The following is a 24,719-nucleotide window of genomic DNA, read 5'->3' as shown; positions in this document are numbered from 1 at the left end:
GGAATGAGTATATTGGCAGATAAAAAAGTAGACTTTGATAAGAAGCTCGCCTTGTTTTATTTTGGTTACCGTTCGTTTATCAAAACAGCGGATGATTTAGTTGAACACTATCAGTTGAGCAAGGTTCATCGACGTATTTTATTTTTTGTAGTGCGGATGCCTGGTCTGACGGTGAAGGAATTATTAGATGTGCTGGATATTACCAAGCAAGCATTGAACCGTCCCATGCAAGAGTTAGTGGACAAAGGGTGGGTCGAAACTATTCAAAACAGTGAGGATAAACGTAAGAAAAACGTCTATGTTACTGCTTCGGGTAAAGCAATTGATGATAAGATCAGTGCGGCTCAAATAGAAAAAATGCAAACGATTTTCACTGAAACAGGTGATCCAACAGGTGAGGTTTGGACAGCAATTATGGAGAAATATGCTGTGCAAATTGATAAAGACTTTTTAAAAAGAATGGATTAAAAATAAAAAAAGTAAGCTGTTTAACGCTGCAAATTAGGTGTAACGCCCATATTAGCCCCCAAAAAAACCGACCTTCAAAAAATTAGATGGTGATCTAACTTTTGAGGTCGGTTCTTTTATTTATTGTGTTATAAAGGTATCAGCTAACAAACGGTACATTTCAAGACGTTTTGATTGTGCATAAGGTGGACATAAAATCATTGCTTCATCAAAACCGTGTAAGGCTTGCTCTGCTTCTAGCATATCTTTAATCATTGCAGGTGTACCTACAAGATGTGCTTTACGATTCTCACTAATCGCCAAACGATCACGCTCTGTTAAGGGATAATTTTGTGCTTCTTCAGGAGAAAGACGTTGTTCTAACCGACCTCTCATTAAGTTTAAACGTGAGATATCAGCAGGCAATGCTTCGTATTCTGCTTCTTCAATCGTTTCAGCGACAGTAATCATATAACAAACAATGATGTTAGGTTTTTCCATGAAGTAAGAGGGTGAAAAACTTTCACGGTAACGTTTGAAAACATCAGGTTCCATTTTCCCTGTGAAAAACTGAGCGTAAGAATAACCAAGTCCCATGCGACCTGCTTGGTAGGCGCTATCACCTGTAGAACCAAGTAACCAAGCGGTGGGTAATGTGACGTTAAGTGGCACAGCAAAAGCATTATGATAGAGTGGGTTCTCTGGCATTTGGTCATTCATCAAGGCGAGCGCTTCTCTAATTTTTGTATAGGCGGAGTCATAAGCTGGTGGACGTCCTTCTGATAGTGCCATAGTTGAATAATGATCGCCTCCTGGTGCGCGTCCAGCGCCGAAATCAACACGACCGGGCGAAAGTGCACTGAGTGTTTTAAATGTTTCAGCAAGCTTGTAAGGTGCGTAATGCATCACCATCGTACCGCCAGAACCAACATGAATACGTTTTGTTTTAGCCGCGATATGAGCCATTGTTATTTCGGGTGCAGAACTGGCAATACCTTCGTTATTATGATGTTCTGCTAACCAAATACGTTCATAACCTAATTCTTCACCCACAATTGCAAGCTCAACGGCATTGTTTAGCGCCTCGCTTGCATCGGTGTTTTTGGGAACAACAGCCTGATCTAAAATACTTAATTTCATGAAAAAAACTCCTTTTCTGAGTTAACGACGTTAACTAACGATATGATGTCTGTGAGTGTATCACAAATATACCCCCACTCTAACAAAGAATGGCTTGAAAGCAAAGATATCAGCCTAAGGATTGAAGTCACAAGAGTTTATCTCACAATCATGCTAAAATAAGAGAGAGAATACTCATTTTAATAAAGGGGGCAAAAGAGTATGACATTTAATGATTTATATCCAACAATGTCTTGGTATAATGCACCAGCAGAAATGCAGGTGGATACAGAAAAAGAGCTGTTGATTGTCACAACGAAAAAAGACACGGACTTTTGGCAACAAACACACTATGGTTTTAAACGTGATGATGGTCATTTTTTAAGTACTGAAGCAGTAGATAATTTTTTATTCTCAGTGAAAATAAAAATGTTGCCACAGCAAAGGTATGATCAAGCCGGATTAATGTTGCGATTAGATGAAGGTAACTGGGCAAAAACATCTGTTGAATATATCCCAGAGGCAGATAATAAATTAGGTTCAGTTGTAACAAAAGATGGCTTTTCTGATTGGGCAACAATGGCAGTACCTGACCGTGATAGCTATTATTTCAGAATAATAAAAATCCGCGAAACTGTTTATGTTGCAACTTCTATAGAGGGTGAAAAGTGGGAGACAATCCGCTTGTTTCACATGGAACCCACAGCCGAACCACTGCAAATCGGTGTATATGCTTGTAGCCCCCAAGGCGATAAGTTAGAAGTTGAAATGAGTGAATTGCACTACGAAAAAGGTTTTGCGGATAAAGAAGAAGCGTATACATAATCAAAATAAAGGGGATGAAGGCATGCAAAATAATATTCAATCAATATTAGCATTAGCAAAGCGTGAACCTAAAACATTAGAACAAATGGCTTTGAAATTAGCTGAAGAAACTGGCGAAGTCGCTCAAGCAATTTTATCAGCTGGTAATAGTAGTGGCAGCGTTTATAAAAAATTATCGATGGCAGATGCACAGGAAGAATGTGTAGATGTTATTTTGGTAGCATTGGCGTTGTTTGAAAAATTATCAGCAGAAGATACGGCAACTGAAGCTACTTTTAGTGAATTGTTAGAGAAGAAGACAGCTAAATGGGAAGCTCATATGGGTAAAGATACGATGTAATGATAAAATTTTTGGTGTGTTGGATGTAACTTAATTAGCTGCTTTCGAGAAGTCTATTAAGTAGAGATAAGATGCTACGGTTATTAGGAAAGTCTCTAGAATAGTCTTTTAGAGACCTTCCTCAATAGCTTATGTCGCATTATGTAAAAACCTTGCCATTTTGCGATTGAATTAATCGCTATAAGAGGTTGTCAATCTATCTCAATCGTCTATAATAGAGAAGAATGTGTTGAATACACGGAAAATAAAATGAGCGACAAAATTAACGGGGGCCTTAAAATGACAAAAGTAGGATTCGATCCACAAAAATATATTGAAGAGCAATCAAAATATATTTTAGAACGTGTTAATGACTATGATAAACTCTATTTAGAATTTGGCGGTAAATTGATTGGTGATAAACATGCTAAACGTGTGTTACCTGGATTTGATGAAGATGCCAAAATTAAATTGTTACAAAAGCTAAAAGATAAGACAGAAATTTTGATGTGCGTTTACGCAGGCGACATTGAACGTAATAAAGTACGTGGTGATTATGGTATTACATACGACAAAGATATTTTGAGACAAATTGATGAGTTACGTGAATTTGGCTTAGAAGTTAACAGTGTTGTCATCACACGTTATAGTGGTCAGCCCTCTACAAAATTATTTATTAACAAGCTAGAGCGCCGTGATATTAAGGTGTTTAAACACGCTGCAATCGAAGATTATCCTTCTAATATTGATAAAATTGTTAGCGAAGAAGGATTTGGCAAAAATGCTTATATTCCAACAACAAAACCGATTGTCGTTGTCACTGCACCAGGACCTGGTAGCGGTAAATTAGCAACTTGTTTAAATCAACTTTATCATGAAAGTCATCAAGGTCGCGAAGCAGGGTACTCTAAATTTGAGACATTCCCTGTTTGGAATGTACCCTTGAAGCACCCACTCAATATCGCTTATGAAGCAGCAACAGTTGACTTGAAAGATGTGAATATGATTGATTCATTTCACTATGATTCGTATCAAGAAGTAGCGGTTAACTATAATCGCGATGTTGAAACGTTCCCAGTCATTAAACGAATGATTGAAAAAATTACAGGTAAAGAATCTGTCTATCATTCACCAACTGATATGGGTGTTAACCGTGTTGGTTTTGGTATTACAGACGATGCTGCAATTCAAGAAGCATCGAAACAAGAAATTATTCGTCGTTGTTTTGCCACAGAATGTGATTTTAAAAAGGGACTTTTAGATGAAGATACTTTAAATCGCATCAAGTTGATTATGGAAGAAGTTGAGCTCAAGAAAAAAGATCGTAAATCTGTGCAACCTGCACGTGATTATGCAATGCGTCTCAAAGAAACGACAGGTAACAATGATATGCCTGCTGTGATTGCATTAGAGCTAAATGACGGTCGTATTATCACAGGAAAAACAACAGCATTGATGGATACCTGTGCGGCAGCGATTCTTAATGCTATCAAGACATTTGCTAATATATCAGATGAGATTTTATTATTATCACCTGTTATTTTAGAAACGATTCAAGAAATGAAAAAAAATGAGTTACATCATAAACTGACGGCACTTAGTGCAAGCGAAGTATTAATTGCTTTAGCAATTAGTGCGGTAACAAACCCAACGGCGCAGTTAGCTTACGATAAGTTATCTGAATTAAATGGCGTTCAAGCGCATTCGACAGTGATGTTGAATGATAATGATGAACAAACACTCCGTAAATTAGGTTTAGATATCACCTGTGATCCAGTCTATCCATCAGATAATCTGTATTATATTTAAGTAATCAAGCCTATTTTATTTAAAAGAGCACTTTTTGACAATCTCTGTCAAGAAGTGCTTTTAATTTTCTAGGAATGTGGCTTGCTACTTTGTAGACGGAATGCAAAAATGCGCTTAATGACGTATTTTTTGAATGTATTATAAACTGTTCTGATTAATGTATAAATGCATAGGTATAAATAATCGCATAATCATTTTAATTCAATTTGAATGGTTCTAATTAACTGTATAATGCGATTGATGTATACAAAGAAACTTGTGTATGATAGATTGATGGTAATAGGTATTTTTACCACAAAAATATACAAAAGGCATTTTTTATTATCATAAATAGCTATTAGATATGATGCACAAATATTAAATTTTTTTAAGTTTATAAAAAACAGAATTTTCAAAATTCATTCTTTTTACTAGTTATAAATACAGCAGCTATATAAAGGAGATGTATAAATGTTACGCGTGAAAAATATAACAAAAAAATTCAAAGAGCATATCGTATTAGATAATCTTAATTTAGAACTTGAGAAAGGTGATATGCTTGGCTTTTTAGGACAGAATGGAGCAGGGAAATCAACAACATTTAGAATAATACTGGGTTTATTAAACCCAACTAGCGGTACAATCTTATTTAAAGGTATAGAATTCACAAAAAAAGATTTTGATAACATCGGATTTCTTCCTGAAGAAAGAGGCCTTCATTCTAATTTAACTGTGATGGAGGAACTTATTTTCATGGGGAGTTTGAAAGGATTAAATAAAAAAACTATTATAAAAAATGCAGATTATTGGCTGGAAAAATTCAGTGTGATTCAATATACACATAAAAAGATAGTAGAGCTATCGAAAGGCAACCAGCAAAAGATACAACTAATAGTTAGTATCATACACAATCCAGAACTTTTGATTTTAGATGAACCCTTTAGTGGTCTGGACCCGATAAATGTCGAAATTTTAAAAGAAGCGATAATAGAATTAAATGAACAAGGCACTACTATTATTTTTAGTTCACACCGTTTAGAGCATATAGAAGAGCTTTGTAATAAAGTAGCTATTTTAAATGATGGCAGATTAAAAGCCTACGGCACAATAACTGAAGTGAAGAATAAACTGCAGTATAAATCAATCGTGATTGCTAGTGATATAGATATGAGCTATTTAAAAGATATTGAAGGTGTGCAAGAGGTAATACAACAAAAAAATGTTCTGACATTAAAAGTTAAGGATGAAGATACGTGTCACAAAATATTCCAAGAAGTAAAAAAACAAAAATTTATTACTAGATTTGAAATACAAGAACCGTCAATAAAAGATGTTTTCCTAGAGATTATGAATAAAAAAGGAAGTGATACAGATGAATAAATTTTGGCTCGTATTCAAGTTCACATACCGTCAAAAAGTTTGTAGTGTATCTTTCGTATCGCTGGCACTTATATTAGTAATCGGGGTTGTAGGACTTTTAAATTTTGATAATATTAAGCAGTGGTTTGTTTCTGAAGAAGTTAGTAATGTTGCGATTGTAACTAATAACGCGAAAATATATCAGGAAATAAAGAATAATAATGAGTTATTAAATCCGAAAGTAAAGTTCCATATGAGTAGTGCAAGTGACGCATTAAAAAACATCCAAACTAATGATATTTCAAGGTTTTATATTATTAAGGAAAATGAACATAAAGATATAGAGTCTAAATTGATATATAAAGGGGCTGTCGAGGAAAGTGAAAAAGTTAACATTCAATTGTTGCTGTCTAAACTACAGTTTGAAAAAAGGGCAAATGACTACGGTTTGAGTATTAAACAAATTGAAAAATTGGGAAAAAGCAATGTAATAATAACTGAAAAAATAAAAAGTGATACGGCTTACTCAAGTAAAGAAGCTGAACTCATTCAATATATTGTCTATTTTAGTATTGCAGTAATGTTTATTATTATATTGAGTTATTCAAATCAGGCGGCATTAGAGATTGCTACAGAAAAGAACTCTAAAGTTATGGAGATGATTCTCACAAGTATTTCTCCGTTGCTTCATTTATGGGGTAAAATACTCTCTTTAATCGCGGTAGCATTGACGCAGTTAGGTGTGGTAATCGCTACGATATTAATTTGTTGGCTTTTTGATAATGATATTATTTCTGTAAAAGGTATGGATACAGAAGTGAATTTGCATATAGTTTTGTTGATACTAATAAGCATTATATATATTTTTATTGGATTAGCGACGTATATTATTTTTGCGATGATTATTGGAGCGATGACAAAAAATTTAGAGAATATAAATCAAGCAGTTATGCCGATTAATGTCCTCTTGTTTATTCCAATCTACCTAATCATATTTAATATCGATGAGGTTAATGATAGTTTGATAAAGTTGACCAGTTATATTCCTTTCTTTTCACCTTTTACGATGTTATTTCGTATGACATCAAGAGATGTAAATGTTTACGAGCTTTTACTTTCGTTAGTACTAGCAATTGCAATGATTATCTTGTTATCTTATATCGCAAGCAGAAGTTACAAAGAATCCCTATTAGCACCAGAGGTATCTTTTAGTAAAATTATAAAAAAAACAATTAGAAGAGAGAAGTGATATTAATCTAATATAAATAATGAAAGGGAATTTTATTGGTGCTAACTATATAGAATAAAGCTCACTATAAGAATAGTTCGAAAATCATCAAAAACACCTTATCATTAGGAGACTTGTTATCAGTCTTTTTGATAAGGTGTTTTTGAGTATCTAATTATGAAAAACTTATTGGCACTCTTAAGGAATTAACATAAAGGGAGGTACTCAACTGCTTGAATAATGGAGTGGTACTCGCAGTCGCTGCGTCCCATACTGTCCTTGTAAGCTCATAACTTCGCACAATGTCAGCACCCATACTACTCTCGTAAAGCGGATAAATCCGCTACGATATTAGCACTATTTGATATAGAGTCAAAAAAACAGACTCCTAAATTTAGGAGTCTGTAATTATGTTGTTATTCAGCATCAACATTAGTTGCTGTATCTTTTTTATCGTCTTTAGTTTTGGTATCTTTTGGATCATTTTCAGCAGTATCGTCATCGATAGCATCAGTATCAGTGTTTTTTTCGGTATTTTCAGCAGAAGGTGTATAACCTTTTCCATTACTAATACCGAGTGAAACAGTATAATTCATCGATACATAGGCGTTATAATTACTCATTTTAACCACAGTACCTTTTTCTTCATCTGAATCAACACTATAAGTTGTATAAGTGATATTAGCCCCATTTGCTTTATAATCATTATAAAAATCTTCTGCTAGTTGCCCTTCAAGTGTGCCGAAATAGCTCTTCAAGTACGGACGACCGGCTGAATAAACAACTTTGACTGTTGCATCGCCTTCTTTGTTAGTAATGAAGGTACCAGCTTCAAGAGATTGTGAAATTAAGCTACCATAGGGAGCTGATTCAGAGAATTGTTTTTTCACACTTGCAGTGATACCTTCGATTTCACCAGCGGATTCAATCGTGTAATCAGCAAAATTAGGAACTTTTAGTGTTGCAATTGTCACAACTAATGTCGATTTTTTCGCAACTTTGGTGCCTTTTGAAAAGTTTTGTGAGATGACAGTTCCAATTTCTGCTCCGTCAGCTGTTCCATTTTCGAAAGTGATTTTCACATCGTTTGTTTTACCCCATTCAGAAACCTCGTCTTTAGTTTTCTTAGAGAAGTTTGGCAATTCGATGTTTTTCTCAAATATTTCTTCACCTTTAGAGAAATATAACACGAGTTGATCTTTACGCTTATAATTGTCGGCAGTGACATCCGAGCTTGGGAAAGTCTGCTTGATGAATTTCCCTTTCGCGATTTTTTTGTTGAAGTCATCAGTAATTGTAATGTTTTCAGCTTTTTCCTTATCTACCCAAGTCTGAGCCTCAGCTTTAGTCATTTCAGAAAAATTAGGCAGTTTGAGTTGTTCATCAGGATTAGGACCGATACTGATTGTAACAATTAAATTGCCGCCTTTTTTGATGTTAGTATCAGCTTGTTGTTCTTGTGAGAGTACAATATTTGGTTCAGTTTTAGTATCATATTTTTGTTCGACCTGTAGCTTCACATTTTGTTCATTTGACCAAGTACGCACCTCACTAATGTTTTTATCGACAAAGTTCGGTAACTTAACATGAGTCATACTGTAGTATATCCACCAAATTAAAGCGATAAGAATAATTGAAATGGCAGCTGTTAAAATACGTTTACGACGTTTACGTTTAGCGTACGTAGGATCGATTTGCGTATTTTCATTAGGGTCCATATCAGTTGGATTCGCTGCTGCTTTCTTCATATCAACACGAGATGGAATAGGCTTTTGCTTTTTGTGGGCCACTGTCTTTTTTTCTATTTCAGGAGTAGAAGTAGCATCTGTTTGTGACGATGTAGCTTTTTCAGAGCTTTCTTCTGCTTTTTTTTCAGTGCGTGAACGATAATTTTTATTATCGAAATTGGATAAAAAATCACTCATTTTGGCTGAAAGCCCCCTTATGCAGATAGTACGTTTCATCCGATAATTCTGCAATTTCTTTAGAGTGTGTAACAACAATGATACATTTATTGTGTTGATGAGCAAGTTCTTTGAAAATAGCAACGATTTCTTGTTCCATATCTTCATCGAGATTACCTGTCGGTTCATCGGCAAGAATAATATCAACATTTGTTGCTAGGGCACGCGCGATAGCGACACGCTGTTGTTCACCACCAGAAAGTTGTGTGACCACTCGTTTTGCTTTGTCATTATTTAAACCAATATAATCCAATAAATTTAAGGCTACTTCATTATGATCTGTGGGAATATCATTTGTAGTAATCGACATCGGAACTAAAACATTTTCAACAGCAGTTAAATAAGGAATCAAATTGTAACCCTGGAAAATAATACTCATATCATTGCGACGATACTCTTCGTAACCGATCGTTTTAATATCAACATCGTTGTATAATATTTGGCCTTTATGCGGTGTATCTAAGCCGCTAATCAATGAAAGAAAAGTTGATTTTCCCGAGCCAGATTGCCCAAGGATAGTATAAAATTTCCCTTTCTCAAATGCTAAATCGGTATCTTTGAGAATGAAACGTTGGCGATCGCCATCTTGATAAAAATAATCGACATCTTTGACTGTTAGTATACTCATGGTTTCACTTCCTTACATCATAATTTTTTTAGGATTTAATCGAAGAATATAAAGCATTGGTAGCGCAGTTGAAAGAATCACAGTCACAAGGCCAATGAGATAGAAGAAGGCAATGTAAGGACCATCAATTTTCACAGTATATGAATCTTTAACAGTATCAAAATCAATATCAGCATTAGCATTGCCAATTTGATTACCTGAGGACATCATACCGCTAGATTGTTCCGTTTTTGTATCATTACTAATCAATGAAGTTGAAACGTTTTTCGCCAGTAAGTTCCCAGTGAAAAGCGAAATTGAAATAGCAATGAAGGCAACAATGAGAACTTCAATAAAGATTTGACCGATAATTTTTATTTTCTTTTCTCCAAGTGAAAGATAAATACCGAGTTCTTTTTTACGGTCGCGAATAAAGAGAATAATTACAAGCGTTAATATAATAATTGAAGCTGCTGCTGCTGTAATTAAAATATATTTAGAAAATTTGGCTACTTTATTCATAGAACCAGAAATTGTATCGTATTTATCTTGTGCGGAAATAATTGAATAGTGTTTTGGTAATAATGGTGTTGCATCTGCTACAAAATCAGGCATTTGTTCAGGTTTTTTAATTACAAATGTTGATGAATAAGCCTCTTGACTAGCACCTTTTTTATAGTTCGCCAGTTCTTTTTCGCTCATACCATCAGCCATTGTGGTATCTTTTTCAAACGATTCTTTCACATAAGCTTGATTCATTCTTGAAACGGTCTTATTAGGTAGATAGAAAGTGTTGATAAGCTCGTTCGTTACCCATTCTTGTTCCATTTTTTTATCGTTGCTTAATTTTTTCTTTGATTCAATTTTAGTAGGTGTGAAAAGTCCCACTACTTTAAAAGAATTGACATGTGTAAATAATTTTTTTTCTTTGTCAGTTTTATCATCGTACGAAGTGTAGACATTATCTAAAACAAAGTTGTCACCAACTGAAATGTTATTGAGTTTGGCAACTTGGGAAGACATAATAATGACATTTTTACCATCTGCTACCTGTTCTTTAGTAAAGACACTTCCTGCATCTAACTTTATTTTATTCTCTTCAACATCAAGAAGATTGGCGTACTCAACACCTTTAGCTTGGAAACTGTTACCCATGTCTTCAGCGTTTTCTTCCTCATCTTTTGGTATAACTGCTTTTACTTTTTCGGAGGTATAATAATCCTCAATGTTATAATCGTAGTATTTTACAGAATCAAGTGCGCCGACTTTTTTAATCACATCAACACTTGGTGGTTCAGGAAATTCCGTATCTTCGTTACTATCTTTAAATAATTTTTCCATTGTTTCTTCAGACATATCAATGGTTGCTTGTGCACCCAATTGATCCTTAACTGTTTTTTCGACATTGTTTGTCGCTTGTGAAATCGAAACAGCACCTGCAATGACATTCCCTAAGATAAAGATAATTGCAAAAAGAAGAAGGGACTTGCCTTTTTTTCGTGAAATGCTAACTAATGCGCGCTTGAAAAAATTCATGTAAAAACTCCTTTTGTGGTTTGATTTTTATAGTAATTAGATGACGAGTAGCTAGTTTACTAACTAGTCATCAGTCTAAATATATCGTAAAGATATTTACAACAATGAACAGGATAAATTTTCCTAGAGCTTTGTTAGAAAGGGGTACAACTGTACTATAACATAGGGTACACTCAGGTGGAAGTTAAAAATGTAATATTTGTAATATTACTGTTAATTAAATGAATTATTTGATTAGTTATGTTAGTTAAATCTTTTATTTAAGGCGGACATTTTTGACGAATGTTTTTTCTATCCGTATAATTAAAGTTAAGAATGAATGTGCTTTAAAAGGAGCTCTATGAATATAAGAGAAATCGAGGCTGAAGCCTTTAAACAGATACATCAGAACTATGTTATGACAATGTTTCCACGCAATGAAATTAGAAGGTATTCAGGTTTGAAAAAATTGATGAAACGAGGGTGTTATTTTGTCTGGATATTGGAAAAAGCGGGTGAATTAATAGGTTTTGCAGCGGTATTAAGAGATCCAAAACAAAATATTGGTATTCTCGATTTGTTTGCGATTTTGCCAAAGCATCAACAAGATGGATATGGCAGTTATTTTTTACAGCGTTTACATAAGGAAAAAAACCTGCCTAATTTGTTGATTGAATGTGAATATCCGACAGATGAAAGTAAACAAAAGCGTATCGATTTTTATGAAAAAAATGGTGCGCAACGTAGTCCATATGATTGGCGCTCATTTGGCGTTAAATATGAAGTGCTCTATCTAACTAAAGATGACATGAGCAGAGATGATAAAATCGTTGAACGTATTACAGATGTTTACGCGTTGACCTTACCCCCGCTATTGATTCGTCTATTAACACATTTGAAAAAAAGGAGTTGAGATAATGGTGAATGCAGGTGAATTATTGAAGGATATTGTGTCTGAATTGCCTGGTGCAATGATTGTCCATAAAGATGAATGGGGAGCAGATACTTTTCTGGTTGGTGGGAAAATATTTGCAATGAACGGCACCAACAAAACAGGACAAACGATTTTAACCGTTAAAGGTTTACCTTCTGATAACGAAGAGTTGATTGAATTAAATGCAGCAATTTCACCAGGGTACTATATGAATAAAACACATTGGATTTCAATTTTATTGGAAGATGAATCGATTGGTGCACCCATAATAGAAAAATGTCTAAAACAATCGTACCAATTAATTTACGACAAGTTAACCAAGAAAATGAAGGCTGAGATTAACGAAGGTTAGTTCAAATAAAAGTAACTGGAGGTTATAAGATGAAACTTGATATGGTTGGTATCATTGTTAAAGATATGAAAGCATCGTTAGCTTTTTATCGTGCATTAGGTTTTAGTTTTCCAGATAATGCTGAGAAAGAGGCCTATGTTGAAGTGGATCAAGGCGGGGTCCGTTTATCATTTAATACGGAAGAAATGGTGACGCCGTTGTTTGGTGAGTTAGAAAAACCTAAAGGACAAAGGATTGAGTTAGCCTTTTTATGCGAAAACGTTCAGGAGTTAGATCGCTTATATGATAATGTTATCGCAAAAGGTTATCAAGGTGTTCGTGAACCATGGGATGCTTTCTGGGGGCAACGTTATTGTATCCTTGAAGATGTTGATGGAAATTTAATCAGCTTATTTGTGCCATTAGAATGAACGGAAGACATGTAGTAAGGCTGTTAGTGACAGTTTACTGCATGTTATTTTTTTGATTCAAACAACCAATAGTGGACTGTTTTCGTTTTTTTATCGCTATAATCAGCAACCAACTGATAATTTTTGTGTAAGAGAGCTGTGCCAACATCTTTTTCTTTGAGAGGGTGTTTGGTTTTTACAATAACGAACTGAGTGGTCTTCAATTTGATGTACTTATTTTGTGCGTCCATAATATCAGGATAAATCTCGTTCGATATGTTTTGTTTCATAAAGTAACGTACATTTGGAAGGAAATCCCCAGCAGTATAGACTCCGTAATCCAAAAATCCATAATTAAGGAGCGTTTGGTTGTTAGATTTTTTGATAATATTAGCGAAAATATGTTGGATAGTTTGAGGCGTTTTCGTAGAAATATTTTGTTTATTGTTGACCAGCGTGGAATTGTTAGGGAAAATTTTTGATTCTAAAATCAGTGGATTATTCATAAAAGTAAGCGCCATACTTACAAAAATAGCAATAAATAGATGACGGTGTGTTATTTCAAAAGTAATATTAATTAGTCTTTTTTTGATTGTTTTAAGGGCGGCAATAAAAGCGTAAATAACAAATGGTAAAAGTATGAGGAAATAATAAAGGTAGTTTTTCCCACCCCAATAAGCTGTAATGAATGTGAAACTGAACAGAGTTAATAGGAGTAATCTATCAATTAATCGTTTTGAAATCACGGTTGTGCAAAAGGCTGAAAAAAGCCCAACTATTAGCATCAATTTTAGAATGAGTGGTGCTTTTATGATGTTGCCAGCGGTGAATACGAACGAACGTATGATGCTGAAAAAAGCGTGTGTAGTAGGAGGGTAATAAAAGATATTAAAGTAAAAATAAACATCTATTAAATCAGTGATGGCTTGATGATAATAGAAATAAAAGAGAATGGGGATAGACATCAAGCTGAAACCGCATAAACTAATTAGGGTGATTTTTAATAATAAAACGAATTCTTTTTTTATAAGTAGGAGACAGCAAATAAAGAAGAAAAAACCAATCCAAGGACCGATTAAGGTGTATTTCATCCAAAAGACAGCGCCTAAAGAAATACCTTGATATAAATAACAACTGAGGCCATGCTGAAAAGTTTGAGAATGGATGATTTTGAAAGTGAAGTAAAGGAGACCAAAAATAAAGGGGGTAGAAAATTCTTCTGCAGAATCACCTGTTCGATAAAATAAGGTGATTAAAAGTAGCGGAGGTAAAAATAAGCTCATTAGCAATGCAATTTTGCGTGTAGTGTAGAGGGTGAAGGTTTTATAAGCAAACAATAATGATATAAATAAGCCAATACTTTGAAAAACATAGACACCAGTGAAATTTTTACGTTCAATGAGGTAGGCTCCGGCATGAATAAAATAGAGTAAAGGCCCTTTTTGTTCAAATAAATCTCTGTAGGGGATTAAGCCATGAATAATCCCTTTCCCAACTGTAAAGTAAGCATTGGAGTCAACCCAATCGTTAAGGTAAAATAAGGGTGATGATTTTGTGAAGAACAATAAGGTGAAAAAGGCGAAGCATAAAAGTATTAAATAATCATACCAAGGTGATTTTTGTTTTTCTTTAGCGCGTTGCATTAGTAGATCCTCCTATTGATTATTTAAAGGTTCAGCATAACAAATACTGTCGTTATTTGTAAACAGTTATGTGGTATTACCAGTTAAAAGAAGAACGCTTGTAAATTTGCAGAAACAATAGCAAAAGGTTATGATAAAACACAAAGTAAACAGTAAATAAAAGGAGTTCATAATGAGTAATAACAATAAAAAAGAAGCGTTTTTATACTTAGTAATGGGTGGTTTAACAACGTTAGTAAATATTGTAGCGTTTTATTGCTTAGACGAATATACAACAATAGAGCTTGCGGTCAGTGCAACCATAGCGAATATCTTAGCGATTATTTTCGCATACTTCAGCAATAAATTATGGGTATTTGAACGCATCGAAAAAGATACGAAAGGCACTGTAAAAGAGATTTTTCTTTTTTTAGGATTTCGTGGTGTATCGCTAGGGATTGACGTTGGTTTAACGGTATTAATGGTAAGCGTCTTTGGCATTATGGCACTGATAGCCAAGATTATTGCGAATGTTGTGGTTGTTATTGTTAACTATGCAGCGAGCAAATGGTTAATTTTTAAATAAACGCTATTTCGTTAACAAACGAAGGCTGATAAAAGGATGAGATAGATGAAGATAGCAGTACGTCATCGTTCAATTGAACGTATTCCAGTATTAGAAGTTGTATCAGAGGAGTCACGCTCAGAAGCATTACCCTTATTAATTTATTATCATGGTTGGCAATCGTCAAAGGAGCTTGTTTTAACGCAAGCACGTAAAATAGCGCGTTTGGGTGTGCGGGTAATTTTACCAGATGCAATGTTTCACGGTGAACGTAAGTTGGGAGAACCTTCTTCCATACCTTCGGTTACCTTTTGGTCGAGTATTCAGCATAATATTTTAGAATTCTCTGTTTTGGTTCGTTTCTTTGAAAAAAAACAGATGATTGAGAGGGATTTAATCGCTGTTGGTGGTGTGTCAATGGGCGGAATAACCACTTGTGCGTTATTAACGCAACACCCAGAAATACAAGCAGCGGCTTGTGTTATGGGGACGCCGAGTCCGCTGTCTTATATTGATTTAGTCATAAGTTCTGCAGCTAAACGACAGATAGCTGTACCTAAAGATTTACGATTGGCCTTATCCTGGGTGGGCCATTATGATTTAGCGCAACATCCAGAAATGATTGCGAATCGTCCCTTTTTATTTTGGCATGGCAAACTAGATGAAAAGATACCTTATGAAGCAGCCTATGATTTTTATAACACGATTAAAGCAGAAAAATATGCTCAAAATACTGTGTTTTTAACAGATGAGCATGAGCGTCATCTTGTTCGAGGAGATGTAATGGACCAAATCGCAGCTTTTTATGAAAAGAACTTTTTAAAAAAGTAAAGAGTACGGATTTATCTTCCAATTTATCTTCGATTAAAGAGCCCTTCGAATGAAGGGCTCTTTTTAGTATGAAGCTCTAACTAGTTTTATAACACTTGCTAACATAGTAACGATCAGGATAACTACCATTCCCCATGCGAGAGAGAAATTACCGAAGTAATCAATCATTAAACCGAATAGAAGCGGTCCACAAGCACCGATGATAAAACCGCCGAATTGCATAAGAGCAGAGAGAGAAATAGCTTCTTGAGACGTTTGCGCTCTGGTCATAGGTAGAAGCAATGCGAGTGGGAAGAGGCCGCCTGCACCGATGCCAAGAATAATAGTAGAAAACCAAGGTGATAAACCACCAATCAGGAATAAAACACCCAGAAGCTCGGCTATCCCGCAAAATATTAACCAAAGGTATTGTTTACCAAATCGAGTCACTAACAATGGAATGAGGAAACTCACAGGAATTTGTACACCTGTAAATACAGCTAATAATAAACCAGAGTGATAACGAGACATGCCAGTTGCTTGTACATAAGGTGATAACCATGCGGTAAGAATGTAGAAAATGGCTGCCATAAAACTGAAAAAGAGTATCATAGGAAAAGCTTGGCGCCATAATGAGGAAAGTTTAACAAGCTGATTTTTGTTAGTGGGACTATTTTTTATGAGTGGTAGTAGCAGTAGCGCAGCGATAACTGCCAACAATGACCAAAAACTCAAGGACATTTGCCAAGAGTCATTAAAGGCAGTGAAGAGGGGGATTGTAAAACTAGAGGCAACAGCAGCGCCAACAACCATTGATACTGAATAAAAACTCATCATTCCGTTATTTTCCGGGAAATGTTTCTTAATAAAGCCGGCAATTAGAGGGCCGACAATACCGATGCCGATACCTGCGATTAGAGCGGTTAATAATAAACTTGTTAATGAATCTACAAAGAAACGAGCAAGTGTAGCAACAAATAACAGTAACATTGCAATGAACAAGGCTTTTTCAACACTGAAACGTTGACTGATTTTGATCGCTAGCAATGAAAATAAACCCATACATAAAACGGGTAATGTGGTGATAAGACTTGCTGAACCGGCGCTTATATGTAAATCAGCTTGGATTTGGCCTAATAAGGGCCCAACAGATGTAATGGCAGGTCGTAAATTGAGTGAGACAAAAATAATAATGAGTATTAGATATAACTTTTTCATAGTGTAACTCCTTTAAATTGTGAATTATTTAGCGATATCATCAGTTTAGACTTGATTTAAACATACAACAACACTATTATTTGTATACAAACGATAGTTTTTAGCTATAGGAAGAGGTGGAATAATGGAATTGCGACATTTACACTATTTTTTAACATTATGTGAGGAATTACATTTTTCAGAAGCAGCTTTCAAAATCGGTATTTCACAACCAACTTTAAGTCAGCAGATCCGTGTGTTAGAGGGCGAGGTGGGTGTGCCTTTATTTGATCGTCTAGGTAAAAAAACAGTGCAAACAGAAGCCGGTTTGATTCTACAACGGTATGCTATCAAAGCAATTAAAGAATTGGAAAACGCCCAAACAGCGATAGATGATTTAAAAGATGCATACAGTGGGACATTGCGTGTTGCAGTGCTACCTTCTGATTTGGATTATCATTTGACTGAATTATTAGTGGCCTTTCATCGTGACTTTCCGTCTGTCCATATCGAGGTAATCCCTTCAATTGATATTCCCAATAAAGTATTGCTTAATGAAGTAGATATTGGATTAGCCTTAGTGGAACCCGCACATTCACAATTAACAGCACGTCCAATTTTCAAAGAATCCTATTGCCTTTTTGTATCTAAAAAAAGTCACTTGGCGACACGGAAAAAAATTGAAATTAGTGAATTAGCAGATATACCATTGATTTTATACCCAAAAGGTTTTTATGGCCGTGATTTAATTGACCGTTGGTGTTTGACACAAGGCATTCGTGTAGAACCGATAATGGCACCTGGTTCTTCAACGGCCATCTTTCAATTGATTGAAGCGGGAGTTGGGGCTTCAATCCAACCCCATAAATTAATTGAAGCGTTTGAGGAGAAAGATATGATAGCTATTCCAATAGAAGACGCACCACAACGGTCATTAGCCATTATTTATCGCAATGATCGTTATTTGAGTAAAGCGGCACAAAGGTTTATCACAGAACTCACCGACTATTTTCAAAAACAGTAAAAGTGCCACAACTTGCGACAATCTGTTAAGCGTGCTATTCTTTAAGTGAATTGAATCGATACCACTAGGGGGGCCTTTTTTAAGGCTGAGATAGGTTTGTCCTGACCCTTGGACCTGATCTGGTTAGTACCAGCGGAGGAAATGTGGCAGAAGTGAAGGGACACGTCTCGTTTGTGTTTCCTACGGTGAAGCCATTTTCTTTAAGAGAATGGCTTTTTTTGTTGTTTCTAGGTAACGTTCAATCAGTTGCAGAAGGAGGAGAAGAAAAAAATGACACACTTATTGGAAAAGGTGAGAGTAAACAACCCGTTGGTGCATAATATGACCAATCAAGTGGTAGCAAATGATGTCGCAAATGGTTTACTAGCAATGGGTGCTTCCCCGGTCATGGCTTATGCGGTTGAAGAAGTCGCTAGTATAGCAAGCATTTCCAAAGCACTTGTCCTTAATATTGGAACGTTAACATCTGCAGGTGTAGAAGCGATGATGATAGCAGGCACCGCTGCAAATAAAGCAGATGTACCAGTGGTATTAGATCCAGTTGGAGTCGGTGCAAGCAGCTACCGTCAAGAAAAGGCGCGCGAAATTTTAGCAGCAGTGAACGTGACATTGATTCGTGGGAATAGCGGTGAAATAGCAAATTTAGCTGAGGTAGAGTGGCAAGCTAAAGGCGTAGATGCTGGTCAAGGGAAGGTTTCGGTTTCTGAGATGGCGAATAAGGTTGCCCAACGCTTCAACTGTATCGTGGCGGTGAGTGGTGAAGTTGACTATATTACAAATGGACGGGAATCCGCAGAAATTAGGAATGGGGTTTCGCTGATGGCGCAAGTCACAGGAATGGGTTGTTTATTGAGTGGTGTTTGTGGCGCTTTTATCGCCTGTGCTAATAAAACGGAAGTAATTGAGGCCATTATTACTGCACATGCTGCCTATGGTATTGTTGGCGAGAAAGCCAAACAACAATCCAATGGACCTGGATCGTTTAGAGTTCATTTTATGGATGGATTGGCAAATTTAACAGTGCCTCAGTATCAACAACACAAGAAAATTAATCGATGGGAGGGTGTGGATAAATGACAATACCACAAGTATGTACAATCGCTGGTAGTGATAGTGGCGGTGGCGCAGGTATTCAAGCGGATATTAAAACGTTTCAAGAACGAAGGGTCTATGGCACATCTGTAATCACAGCTGTTACAGTGCAAAATACGTTAGGCGTTCAGAATGTTTACCCTGTGCCACTTATTGGAGTAAAACAACAACTAGAAGCACTGCTCAGTGATTTTGAGCTATCCGCTATCAAAACAGGAATGTTGGTGGATGCGAGTTATATTCAAACTGTGAGTGATATTCTTAAAGGATACCCAGATATTCCACTTATCGTAGACCCTGTCATGATTGCTAAGGGCGGCGCTTCATTGATGGCAGAAGAAGCATTAGAGGTATTGAAAACAGAGTTATTGCCATTAGCCACCATAGTGACACCAAATTTACCTGAAGCTGAGGCTTTAAGTGGTATGACTATCACTACTGAAGCAGATATGGAGAATGCGGCTGAGAGGCTACAAGCAATGGGCTGTCGTAATGTCCTTATTAAAGGAGGGCATGGTTCTAATCCCACTGTCACGGTCGATTATATCTTATTAGAGAATGGTGAAGAGGCATGGCTGCATGGTGAACGTATTGAAACCAAAGATACACATGGTACCGGTTGTACTTTGGGCGCGTGTATCACTGCTGAAATAGCAAAGGGACATAGCATACAAGAAGCGGTTGTCATCGCAAAAGCGTTTATTCAGTCTGCTATTGCTAACGGCTTAGGTATTGGCCATGGACATGGACCAACGAATCATTGGGCTTACCGAGAGGAAGATAACAATGATTAATTGGCGAGCGGCATTAAACGTTTATTTTATTGCGGGTACACAAGATGTACCAATGGGTCAAACACTAACAGACATGCTAGAAGAAGCCTTAGATGCTGGTATTACAGCTTTTCAGTATCGTGAAAAAGGGCCGCGCAGTTTGTCTCAACCTGATGATATTGAAAGAGTTGCTCGAGCGTGTCAAAAGTTATGTCTACGCTATGATATTCCTTTTATTGTGAATGATGATATTGCGCTAGCTATGAAAATACAAGCGGATGCGATTCATATTGGTCAATCGGATACAGCACTCGCAGAAACGGTTGAGCATGTGAAAAATAGTTTGGCAATAGGTTTATCTACCAATACATTAAGCGAATTTGAAGAAGCAATGACGCAAAAAGACTTAGCATATATTGGTATTGGTCCTGTATTCAATACAGTGTCAAAAATTGATGCTCAAGCCACTGTGGGCATTGAATTGTTAAAAGACTGCCAAGCACTAAGTTCTGCGATACCCCAAGTGGCTATTGGAGGAATTACAAGCACAAACGTACAAATTGTTCGTGAAACAGGGATTGATGGCATCGCTGTTATCTCTGAAATAGCTCAAAGCATAGATAAACAAACTACTGTGAGAAAACTAAAAGTAAAACCAAACGTTCAGCTCCAAAGAAATTGGAGGAAATAAAAATTTGATTGTTTTTATCAAAATATTATTTTTGAAATTTCAAAGGAGTTGTTTGGTAAATACTGGAGAAAACTAAAAGTAAAATAAGCCGTTCAGAAACAAAGGGGTTGAAGAAGTATGAATAGCGACTATATGTGTCGCGAGTGAAAGACAAACACACACGTGTTAAAATCATCGCCTGTTAAATTGAGTTTTTAATTCGACAAGAAATGCTTTTTTATATTAATCCCATGAACAAGTGTGCTACATAATTTCTATATTATATACCAATTATTCATTTTGATAACAAGAATGGTCATGTAGTTTAAATATTAGATTGAGGATCTAGTATGTTATAGTAATTGAGGTAGAGAAGTGGAAGACGGTGGCTATCCTGAAGGGTGGTGATGCTTATGGAAATAGGTGTCCAATCTAGGAAAGGAAAGGCTTTTTTGTGACTATTTTTGAGTCACTACAACTAATGTTGGTTTTTGGAATGTTTATCATTTCATTATTAATGTTGGTTGTAGTACTCATTAAATTAGACAAAAAAAAATAACCGTCCAAACTTTAGCAGGTTAACGGTTATCTTTCAATAGAATAATTGTATAGCTACCGTCTTAAACGGTTCTACACAGACACTAGTTGAAGCTAGTGTCTTTTTTATGTACTTTCAGTGTAACTGATACAAAGAAAACTTGCAACAACAAAAGTCACGGAGCGGCTGCTCAGCAATGAAGTAAGGAATTGTGAAAGAATCGAAGTTAGTATTTACTGCTCTTCTTTTTTGCTAATTTCATAACAATCGCTTTCTAAACGACTTACTTTGGATAGGCTATACCGTGAGTAGTCATTTAGTTTAAACATTCGATTGAGGATTGAATATGTTATAGTAATTGAGGTAGAGAAGTGGAAGACGGTGGCTATCCCGAAGGGTGGTGATGCTTATGGAAATAGGTGTCCAATCTAGGAAAGGAAAGGCCTTTTTGTGACTATTTTTGAGTCACTACAACTAATGTTTGTTTTTGGAATGTTCATCATTTCATTATTAACACTGGTTGTGGTATTCATAAAATTAGACCAAAAAAAATAACCGTCAAAAACTTTAGCGAGTTTACGGTTATTTAAATTCTATTAATTGTATAGCTACCGTCTTAAACGGTTCTACACGGACACTAGTTGAAGCTAGTGTCTTTTTTTATGTGCTTTTAGTGTAACTGATACTAAGAAAAGTTGCAACAATAAAAAGTCACGAAGCGACTACACAGTAATGAAGTAAGGACTTGTAAAAGAATCGAAGTTAGCGTTTATGGCTCTTCTTTTCTGCTCGTTTTAGAGAAATCTCTTTCTAAATATGACTTCCTATACGCTTACACTAAAAGAATCTCGTGTTAAATTTAATTTTGAATTCAACACGAAATGTTTTTTTATTTGTTTCTTGAAAGAGGGCAGTTCTGTTTTTATTCTATTCTAATAGTTGTCAATTTAATGAGTTTTCTGCTTTTTTAATGTATAACGATTGTCTGGAAGCGGAATATTTAAATTGCCTCGCAATGTATTGCTGTCGTAGGCAGTATCATAGATGCCACGTTCTTGTAGAAGCGGAATGACATAATCAACGAAGTCATCTAGCGAGTTAGGGATGTCGGAGCTGATGATGAAACCATCGGCTGCCTCTTCTTCAAACCACTCCTCAATTTTGTCAGCGACATCTTTAGCCGTGCCAATAAATTGGGGGCGTGGTGTTGCTGCTTCAATAGCTGCTTACCGTAAGGTGAGACCTTCTTCTTTGGCGCGTTTTTTCATATTATCTGAAAAACTTTGGAAAGCATTTTTACCAATATCACCTAAATCAGGGAAAGGAGCATCCAAATCAAACTGCGTTAGATCATAATCGTCAAAGTAGCGCCCAAGATAAGTGACGGCATTTTCGATTGGAACAAGAGCAGCAAATTCTTGGTATTTGGCCTCAGCTGCTTCTTTTGATTCAGCAACAATTGGGCTAATACCAGGGAAAATACGAAGTGTGCTGGCATTGCGCCCTGCGGCTGTTGCTTGTTCTTTTACATCACGATAAAAGTCTTTTGCTTTCTCCAATGATTCTGACATTGTGAAAATTGAATCGGCGTTTGAAGCTGCAAATGACTTTCCAGCTGTTGAAGCGCCTGCTTGAAAAACAAGCGGATACCCTTGCTTAGAGCGTTGGACATTTAAAGGACCGTTGACTTGGAAATATTTACCTTGATGATTAAGGCGATGTAATTTTTCAGGGTCAAAAAACTGTCCTGTTTTTTTATCATATGTAAAAGCATCATCTTCCCATGAGTCCCATAAACCACGCACAACATCAAGATGCTCTTGTGCAATTTCATAGCGTTCAGCATGAGATGGGAGGTGAGCTTTGCTGAAATTGTGGGCAGCGCCTTCTTGTGGCGAGGTCACTAAGTTCCAACCGGCACGCCCGTTACTCAGATGATCAAGTGATAATAATTGACGTGAAATAGTGAACGGGTCACTAAAAGAAGTAGAAATAGTAGCGATTAAACCAACATGTTGTGTAACTGCAGCAAGCGCAGAAAGAACTGTGATAGGTTCAAAACGATTCAAGAAGTGCGGGATTGATTTATCTGAAATATAAAGCCCGTCGGCAATGAAAACAAAACTAAATAACCCCCGTTCGCTTGTTAAGGCTTTGTACTTGTATGCATCAAAATTTGTACTCGTTGCAGGATCAACACTAGGGTGGCGCCAACCATCTGTTGAACCGCCAACACCATGTAAAATGGCACCGAATTTTAGTTTGTCTGAACGTCCCATTATATCACCTCTTTCGTTTTAAGTGCTTTGGCAAGATGTTCAATCCCAATATCAGTGACGGCTTTGTAATCGTTAGAACCCGTGCCGATTTCAACAACAGGCACATAACGAATACCATATTTAGCATCAAGAACATCGCGTAAATTATCATTTTCAGTCACATCAATATCAGTATAGGGGATGTAGTTCTCTGTAAGGTAATCCTTTACATCTTGGCAATAATGGCAACCTTTTTTACTCCAAACAATTACTTTTTGTGTATTTTCAGTCATCTATTACACCACTTTCTCTAAGATTTTTAGTTGGGGGAGCAATGCTCCTAAAGCTGTAATGGAGCTTCGTTTTGCTGCTGCATCTTCAATCGGTGTGACGGCGATAAAATCACTGATGCCATAGGTTGTATGGAAATCATGTAATTGTTGTAAAACCGCTGCGGGCGTTCCGACAAATCGACCAGCCTGCTGTTGTATCACTTCGTAGGATTGATCCAGCGTAGCGACATAGCTATCCACTTGTTCACGCGTATTGAGATTTAACTTTTTACCATCTGCTGAAACAACCCGAAAGCCTTTGCCAACGGTAATTAGTTTTTCGGCTGCAGCCTTCGATGAGGCAAGCGCATAAACCGATGCTAATTGAAAGTTAGGAGTATCACCTGTGAAATGCTGATGATAGGCTGTGTGAACATCTTTTAACAGCGTGTCGTCACCGTTAATAAAATGGGCGTAAACGAAATTGATGCCCAGTCCGGCTGCTAAAATAGCGCTTGTTACACTGCCACCCAATAAATATAAGGGTAGAGGTGTCCCCACATCTGGTTGCGCTTTTAAGTCAGCGTAGGGATGCCCTTCCACAAAGTCATGGCGTGTGAAATGTGTCAATGTTGCTAATTTTTCTTCAAATGAAGGTGCGGTATCACTAGCGAAACCTTCTTGTAGTGCTTGAGTAGATGACTGTAGACCACCGGGTGCTTTACCAACACCGAGGCTAATACGTCCATCGGCTAAATTATTCAATGTGTTAAATTGCTCAACCACTTTAAAAGGACTGTAATGTTGCAACATGACACCACCCGACGCTAATTGTATTTTTTCTGTTTTTGCAGCTAAGTAAGCAAGCAAAATTTCAGGCGCTGAGCCAGCTGCACTCGCCATATTATGATGCTCAGCTACCCAAAAACGTTTGAAATTCAAAGACTCAGCAAGTTGTGCTAAGGCTACTGTTTCTGTTAATACATCTTTTAAATCAAAATCATGCGGTTGGATACTTTGTTCTAAAATACTTAATGAGATGGTCATAGAGA

The 24,719-nt window shown here is 36.4% G+C and carries 26 protein-coding genes, 1 pseudogene and 1 riboswitch; of the genes and pseudogenes, 18 read left to right on the top strand and 9 right to left on the bottom strand.

Annotated features, from left to right (window positions below; translation table 11 throughout):
* The first annotated feature begins 3 nt into the window (after positions 1-3).
* Positions 4-468, top strand: a complete 465-nt coding sequence (locus V6S17_RS11665; protein ID WP_029091079.1) for a MarR family winged helix-turn-helix transcriptional regulator — start codon at positions 4-6, stop codon at positions 466-468.
* Positions 469-588: 120 nt separating this feature from the next.
* Here V6S17_RS11665 and V6S17_RS11660 read toward each other — a convergent pair whose 3' ends face one another.
* Positions 589-1,587, bottom strand: coding sequence for an LLM class flavin-dependent oxidoreductase (locus tag V6S17_RS11660; RefSeq protein ID WP_029091080.1), 999 nt, complete (start codon positions 1,585-1,587; stop codon positions 589-591).
* A 201-nt stretch (positions 1,588-1,788) separates the two neighbouring features.
* On the opposite strand from V6S17_RS11660, the gene V6S17_RS11655 reads away from it, so the two are divergent.
* From V6S17_RS11655 to V6S17_RS11635, 5 genes are all read left to right on the top strand, one after another.
* Positions 1,789-2,391: a DUF1349 domain-containing protein gene (locus V6S17_RS11655; RefSeq protein ID WP_051535953.1), complete on the top strand. Its 603-nt coding sequence runs from the start codon at positions 1,789-1,791 to the stop codon at positions 2,389-2,391.
* Positions 2,392-2,413: 22 nt separating this feature from the next.
* Complete coding sequence (locus V6S17_RS11650) at positions 2,414-2,731, top strand: MazG-like family protein (RefSeq protein ID WP_029091081.1); 318 nt, start codon at positions 2,414-2,416, stop codon at positions 2,729-2,731.
* A gap of 279 nt (positions 2,732-3,010) precedes the next feature.
* Positions 3,011-4,519 carry a DUF1846 domain-containing protein gene (locus V6S17_RS11645; protein ID WP_029091082.1) on the top strand — a complete coding sequence of 503 codons (1,509 nt, stop codon included), beginning with the start codon at positions 3,011-3,013 and terminating at the stop codon, positions 4,517-4,519.
* Between the two features lie 450 nt (positions 4,520-4,969).
* Positions 4,970-5,878, top strand: a complete 909-nt coding sequence (locus tag V6S17_RS11640) for an ABC transporter ATP-binding protein (protein WP_029091083.1) — start codon at positions 4,970-4,972, stop codon at positions 5,876-5,878.
* On the top strand, positions 5,871-7,106 hold the full coding sequence (locus V6S17_RS11635) for an ABC transporter permease (protein WP_029091084.1): 1,236 nt from the start codon (positions 5,871-5,873) through the stop codon (positions 7,104-7,106). The genes V6S17_RS11640 and V6S17_RS11635 overlap by 8 nt, the downstream gene beginning before the upstream one ends.
* 395 nt (positions 7,107-7,501) lie before the next feature.
* On the opposite strand, the gene V6S17_RS11630 is transcribed toward V6S17_RS11635, so the two are convergent.
* The 3 genes from V6S17_RS11630 to V6S17_RS11620 are packed head-to-tail and all read right to left on the bottom strand — an operon-like array spanning position 7,502 to position 11,192.
* Positions 7,502-9,010 carry a PASTA domain-containing protein gene (locus V6S17_RS11630; RefSeq protein WP_051535954.1) on the bottom strand — a complete coding sequence of 503 codons (1,509 nt, stop codon included), beginning with the start codon at positions 9,008-9,010 and terminating at the stop codon, positions 7,502-7,504.
* Complete coding sequence (locus tag V6S17_RS11625; RefSeq protein WP_029091085.1) at positions 9,003-9,677, bottom strand: ABC transporter ATP-binding protein; 675 nt, start codon at positions 9,675-9,677, stop codon at positions 9,003-9,005. Before V6S17_RS11625 ends, V6S17_RS11630 begins: the two co-directional genes overlap by 8 nt.
* 12 nt (positions 9,678-9,689) lie before the next feature.
* A complete protein-coding gene (locus V6S17_RS11620) occupies positions 9,690-11,192 on the bottom strand; it encodes an FtsX-like permease family protein (RefSeq protein ID WP_029091086.1) in 1,503 nt (500 codons plus the stop codon).
* A gap of 340 nt (positions 11,193-11,532) precedes the next feature.
* Between V6S17_RS11620 and V6S17_RS11615 the strand changes: the two genes are divergently transcribed.
* Genes V6S17_RS11615 through V6S17_RS11605 form a run of 3 tightly spaced genes read left to right on the top strand, consistent with a single transcriptional unit; the run spans position 11,533 to position 12,867 of the window.
* Positions 11,533-12,084 carry a GNAT family N-acetyltransferase gene (locus V6S17_RS11615; RefSeq protein WP_029091087.1) on the top strand — a complete coding sequence of 184 codons (552 nt, stop codon included), beginning with the start codon at positions 11,533-11,535 and terminating at the stop codon, positions 12,082-12,084.
* Positions 12,085-12,088: 4 nt separating this feature from the next.
* Positions 12,089-12,457: an MmcQ/YjbR family DNA-binding protein gene (locus tag V6S17_RS11610; protein WP_029091088.1), complete on the top strand. Its 369-nt coding sequence runs from the start codon at positions 12,089-12,091 to the stop codon at positions 12,455-12,457.
* A gap of 29 nt (positions 12,458-12,486) precedes the next feature.
* Complete coding sequence (locus V6S17_RS11605) at positions 12,487-12,867, top strand: VOC family protein (protein ID WP_029091089.1); 381 nt, start codon at positions 12,487-12,489, stop codon at positions 12,865-12,867.
* A gap of 44 nt (positions 12,868-12,911) precedes the next feature.
* Here the strand turns inward: V6S17_RS11605 and V6S17_RS11600 are convergent, their stop codons facing one another.
* Positions 12,912-14,489, bottom strand: coding sequence for a hypothetical protein (locus tag V6S17_RS11600; protein WP_029091090.1), 1,578 nt, complete (start codon positions 14,487-14,489; stop codon positions 12,912-12,914).
* Between the two features lie 172 nt (positions 14,490-14,661).
* On the opposite strand from V6S17_RS11600, the gene V6S17_RS11595 reads away from it, so the two are divergent.
* On the top strand, positions 14,662-15,054 hold the full coding sequence (locus V6S17_RS11595) for a GtrA family protein (RefSeq protein ID WP_036027029.1): 393 nt from the start codon (positions 14,662-14,664) through the stop codon (positions 15,052-15,054).
* Positions 15,055-15,099: 45 nt separating this feature from the next.
* Positions 15,100-15,864 carry an alpha/beta fold hydrolase gene (locus tag V6S17_RS11590; protein WP_029091092.1) on the top strand — a complete coding sequence of 255 codons (765 nt, stop codon included), beginning with the start codon at positions 15,100-15,102 and terminating at the stop codon, positions 15,862-15,864.
* Between the two features lie 63 nt (positions 15,865-15,927).
* Here V6S17_RS11590 and V6S17_RS11585 read toward each other — a convergent pair whose 3' ends face one another.
* The gene (locus V6S17_RS11585) at positions 15,928-17,061 is read right to left on the bottom strand and encodes a CynX/NimT family MFS transporter (RefSeq protein WP_029091093.1); all 1,134 of its coding nucleotides are present in this window, start codon (positions 17,059-17,061) and stop codon (positions 15,928-15,930) included.
* 124 nt (positions 17,062-17,185) lie between these two features.
* Here V6S17_RS11585 and V6S17_RS11580 point away from each other — a divergent pair, with 124 nt between their 5' ends.
* From V6S17_RS11580 to V6S17_RS12715, 7 genes are all read left to right on the top strand, one after another.
* Positions 17,186-18,064, top strand: a complete 879-nt coding sequence (locus V6S17_RS11580; RefSeq protein ID WP_029091094.1) for a LysR substrate-binding domain-containing protein — start codon at positions 17,186-17,188, stop codon at positions 18,062-18,064.
* A 56-nt stretch (positions 18,065-18,120) separates the two neighbouring features.
* A riboswitch (TPP riboswitch) is annotated at positions 18,121-18,223 on the top strand.
* Entirely contained in the window at positions 18,208-18,384 is a 177-nt protein-coding gene (locus V6S17_RS11575; RefSeq protein ID WP_154657729.1) for a hypothetical protein, read from the top strand. Its footprint overlaps the riboswitch before it by 16 nt.
* A complete protein-coding gene (thiM, locus tag V6S17_RS11570) occupies positions 18,335-19,141 on the top strand; it encodes a hydroxyethylthiazole kinase (protein WP_029091095.1) in 807 nt (268 codons plus the stop codon). Before V6S17_RS11575 ends, thiM begins: the two co-directional genes overlap by 50 nt.
* Positions 19,138-19,950 (top strand): bifunctional hydroxymethylpyrimidine kinase/phosphomethylpyrimidine kinase, encoded by an 813-nt coding sequence (gene thiD / locus V6S17_RS11565; RefSeq protein ID WP_029091096.1) that lies wholly within the window; start codon positions 19,138-19,140, stop codon positions 19,948-19,950. Before thiM ends, thiD begins: the two co-directional genes overlap by 4 nt.
* Positions 19,943-20,620, top strand: coding sequence for a thiamine phosphate synthase (thiE, locus tag V6S17_RS11560; protein ID WP_051457139.1), 678 nt, complete (start codon positions 19,943-19,945; stop codon positions 20,618-20,620). The genes thiD and thiE overlap by 8 nt, the downstream gene beginning before the upstream one ends.
* A gap of 433 nt (positions 20,621-21,053) precedes the next feature.
* Positions 21,054-21,158, top strand: coding sequence for a putative holin-like toxin (locus tag V6S17_RS12720; RefSeq protein WP_080712881.1), 105 nt, complete (start codon positions 21,054-21,056; stop codon positions 21,156-21,158).
* Between the two features lie 429 nt (positions 21,159-21,587).
* Complete coding sequence (locus V6S17_RS12715; RefSeq protein WP_080712882.1) at positions 21,588-21,692, top strand: putative holin-like toxin; 105 nt, start codon at positions 21,588-21,590, stop codon at positions 21,690-21,692.
* Positions 21,693-22,084: 392 nt separating this feature from the next.
* Here the strand turns inward: V6S17_RS12715 and V6S17_RS11555 are convergent.
* The 3 genes and pseudogenes from V6S17_RS11555 to V6S17_RS11545 form a co-directional block, all read right to left on the bottom strand.
* A pseudogene (locus tag V6S17_RS11555) lies at positions 22,085-23,416 on the bottom strand (LLM class flavin-dependent oxidoreductase).
* Positions 23,416-23,688 (bottom strand): glutaredoxin family protein, encoded by a 273-nt coding sequence (locus V6S17_RS11550; RefSeq protein ID WP_029091097.1) that lies wholly within the window; start codon positions 23,686-23,688, stop codon positions 23,416-23,418. Before V6S17_RS11550 ends, V6S17_RS11555 begins: the two are co-directional and overlap by 1 nt.
* Before the next feature lie 3 nt (positions 23,689-23,691).
* Positions 23,692-24,714 carry an MsnO8 family LLM class oxidoreductase gene (locus V6S17_RS11545; RefSeq protein ID WP_029091098.1) on the bottom strand — a complete coding sequence of 341 codons (1,023 nt, stop codon included), beginning with the start codon at positions 24,712-24,714 and terminating at the stop codon, positions 23,692-23,694.
* Positions 24,715-24,719 lie beyond the last annotated feature (5 nt).

The sequence above is a fragment of the Brochothrix thermosphacta DSM 20171 = FSL F6-1036 genome, assembly GCF_036884295.1.
GTDB classification, from domain to species: domain Bacteria; phylum Bacillota; class Bacilli; order Lactobacillales; family Listeriaceae; genus Brochothrix; species Brochothrix thermosphacta.
The sequence above is the reverse complement of the archived record's forward strand: the minus strand, read 5'-3'. Positions and strand labels throughout refer to the sequence as shown.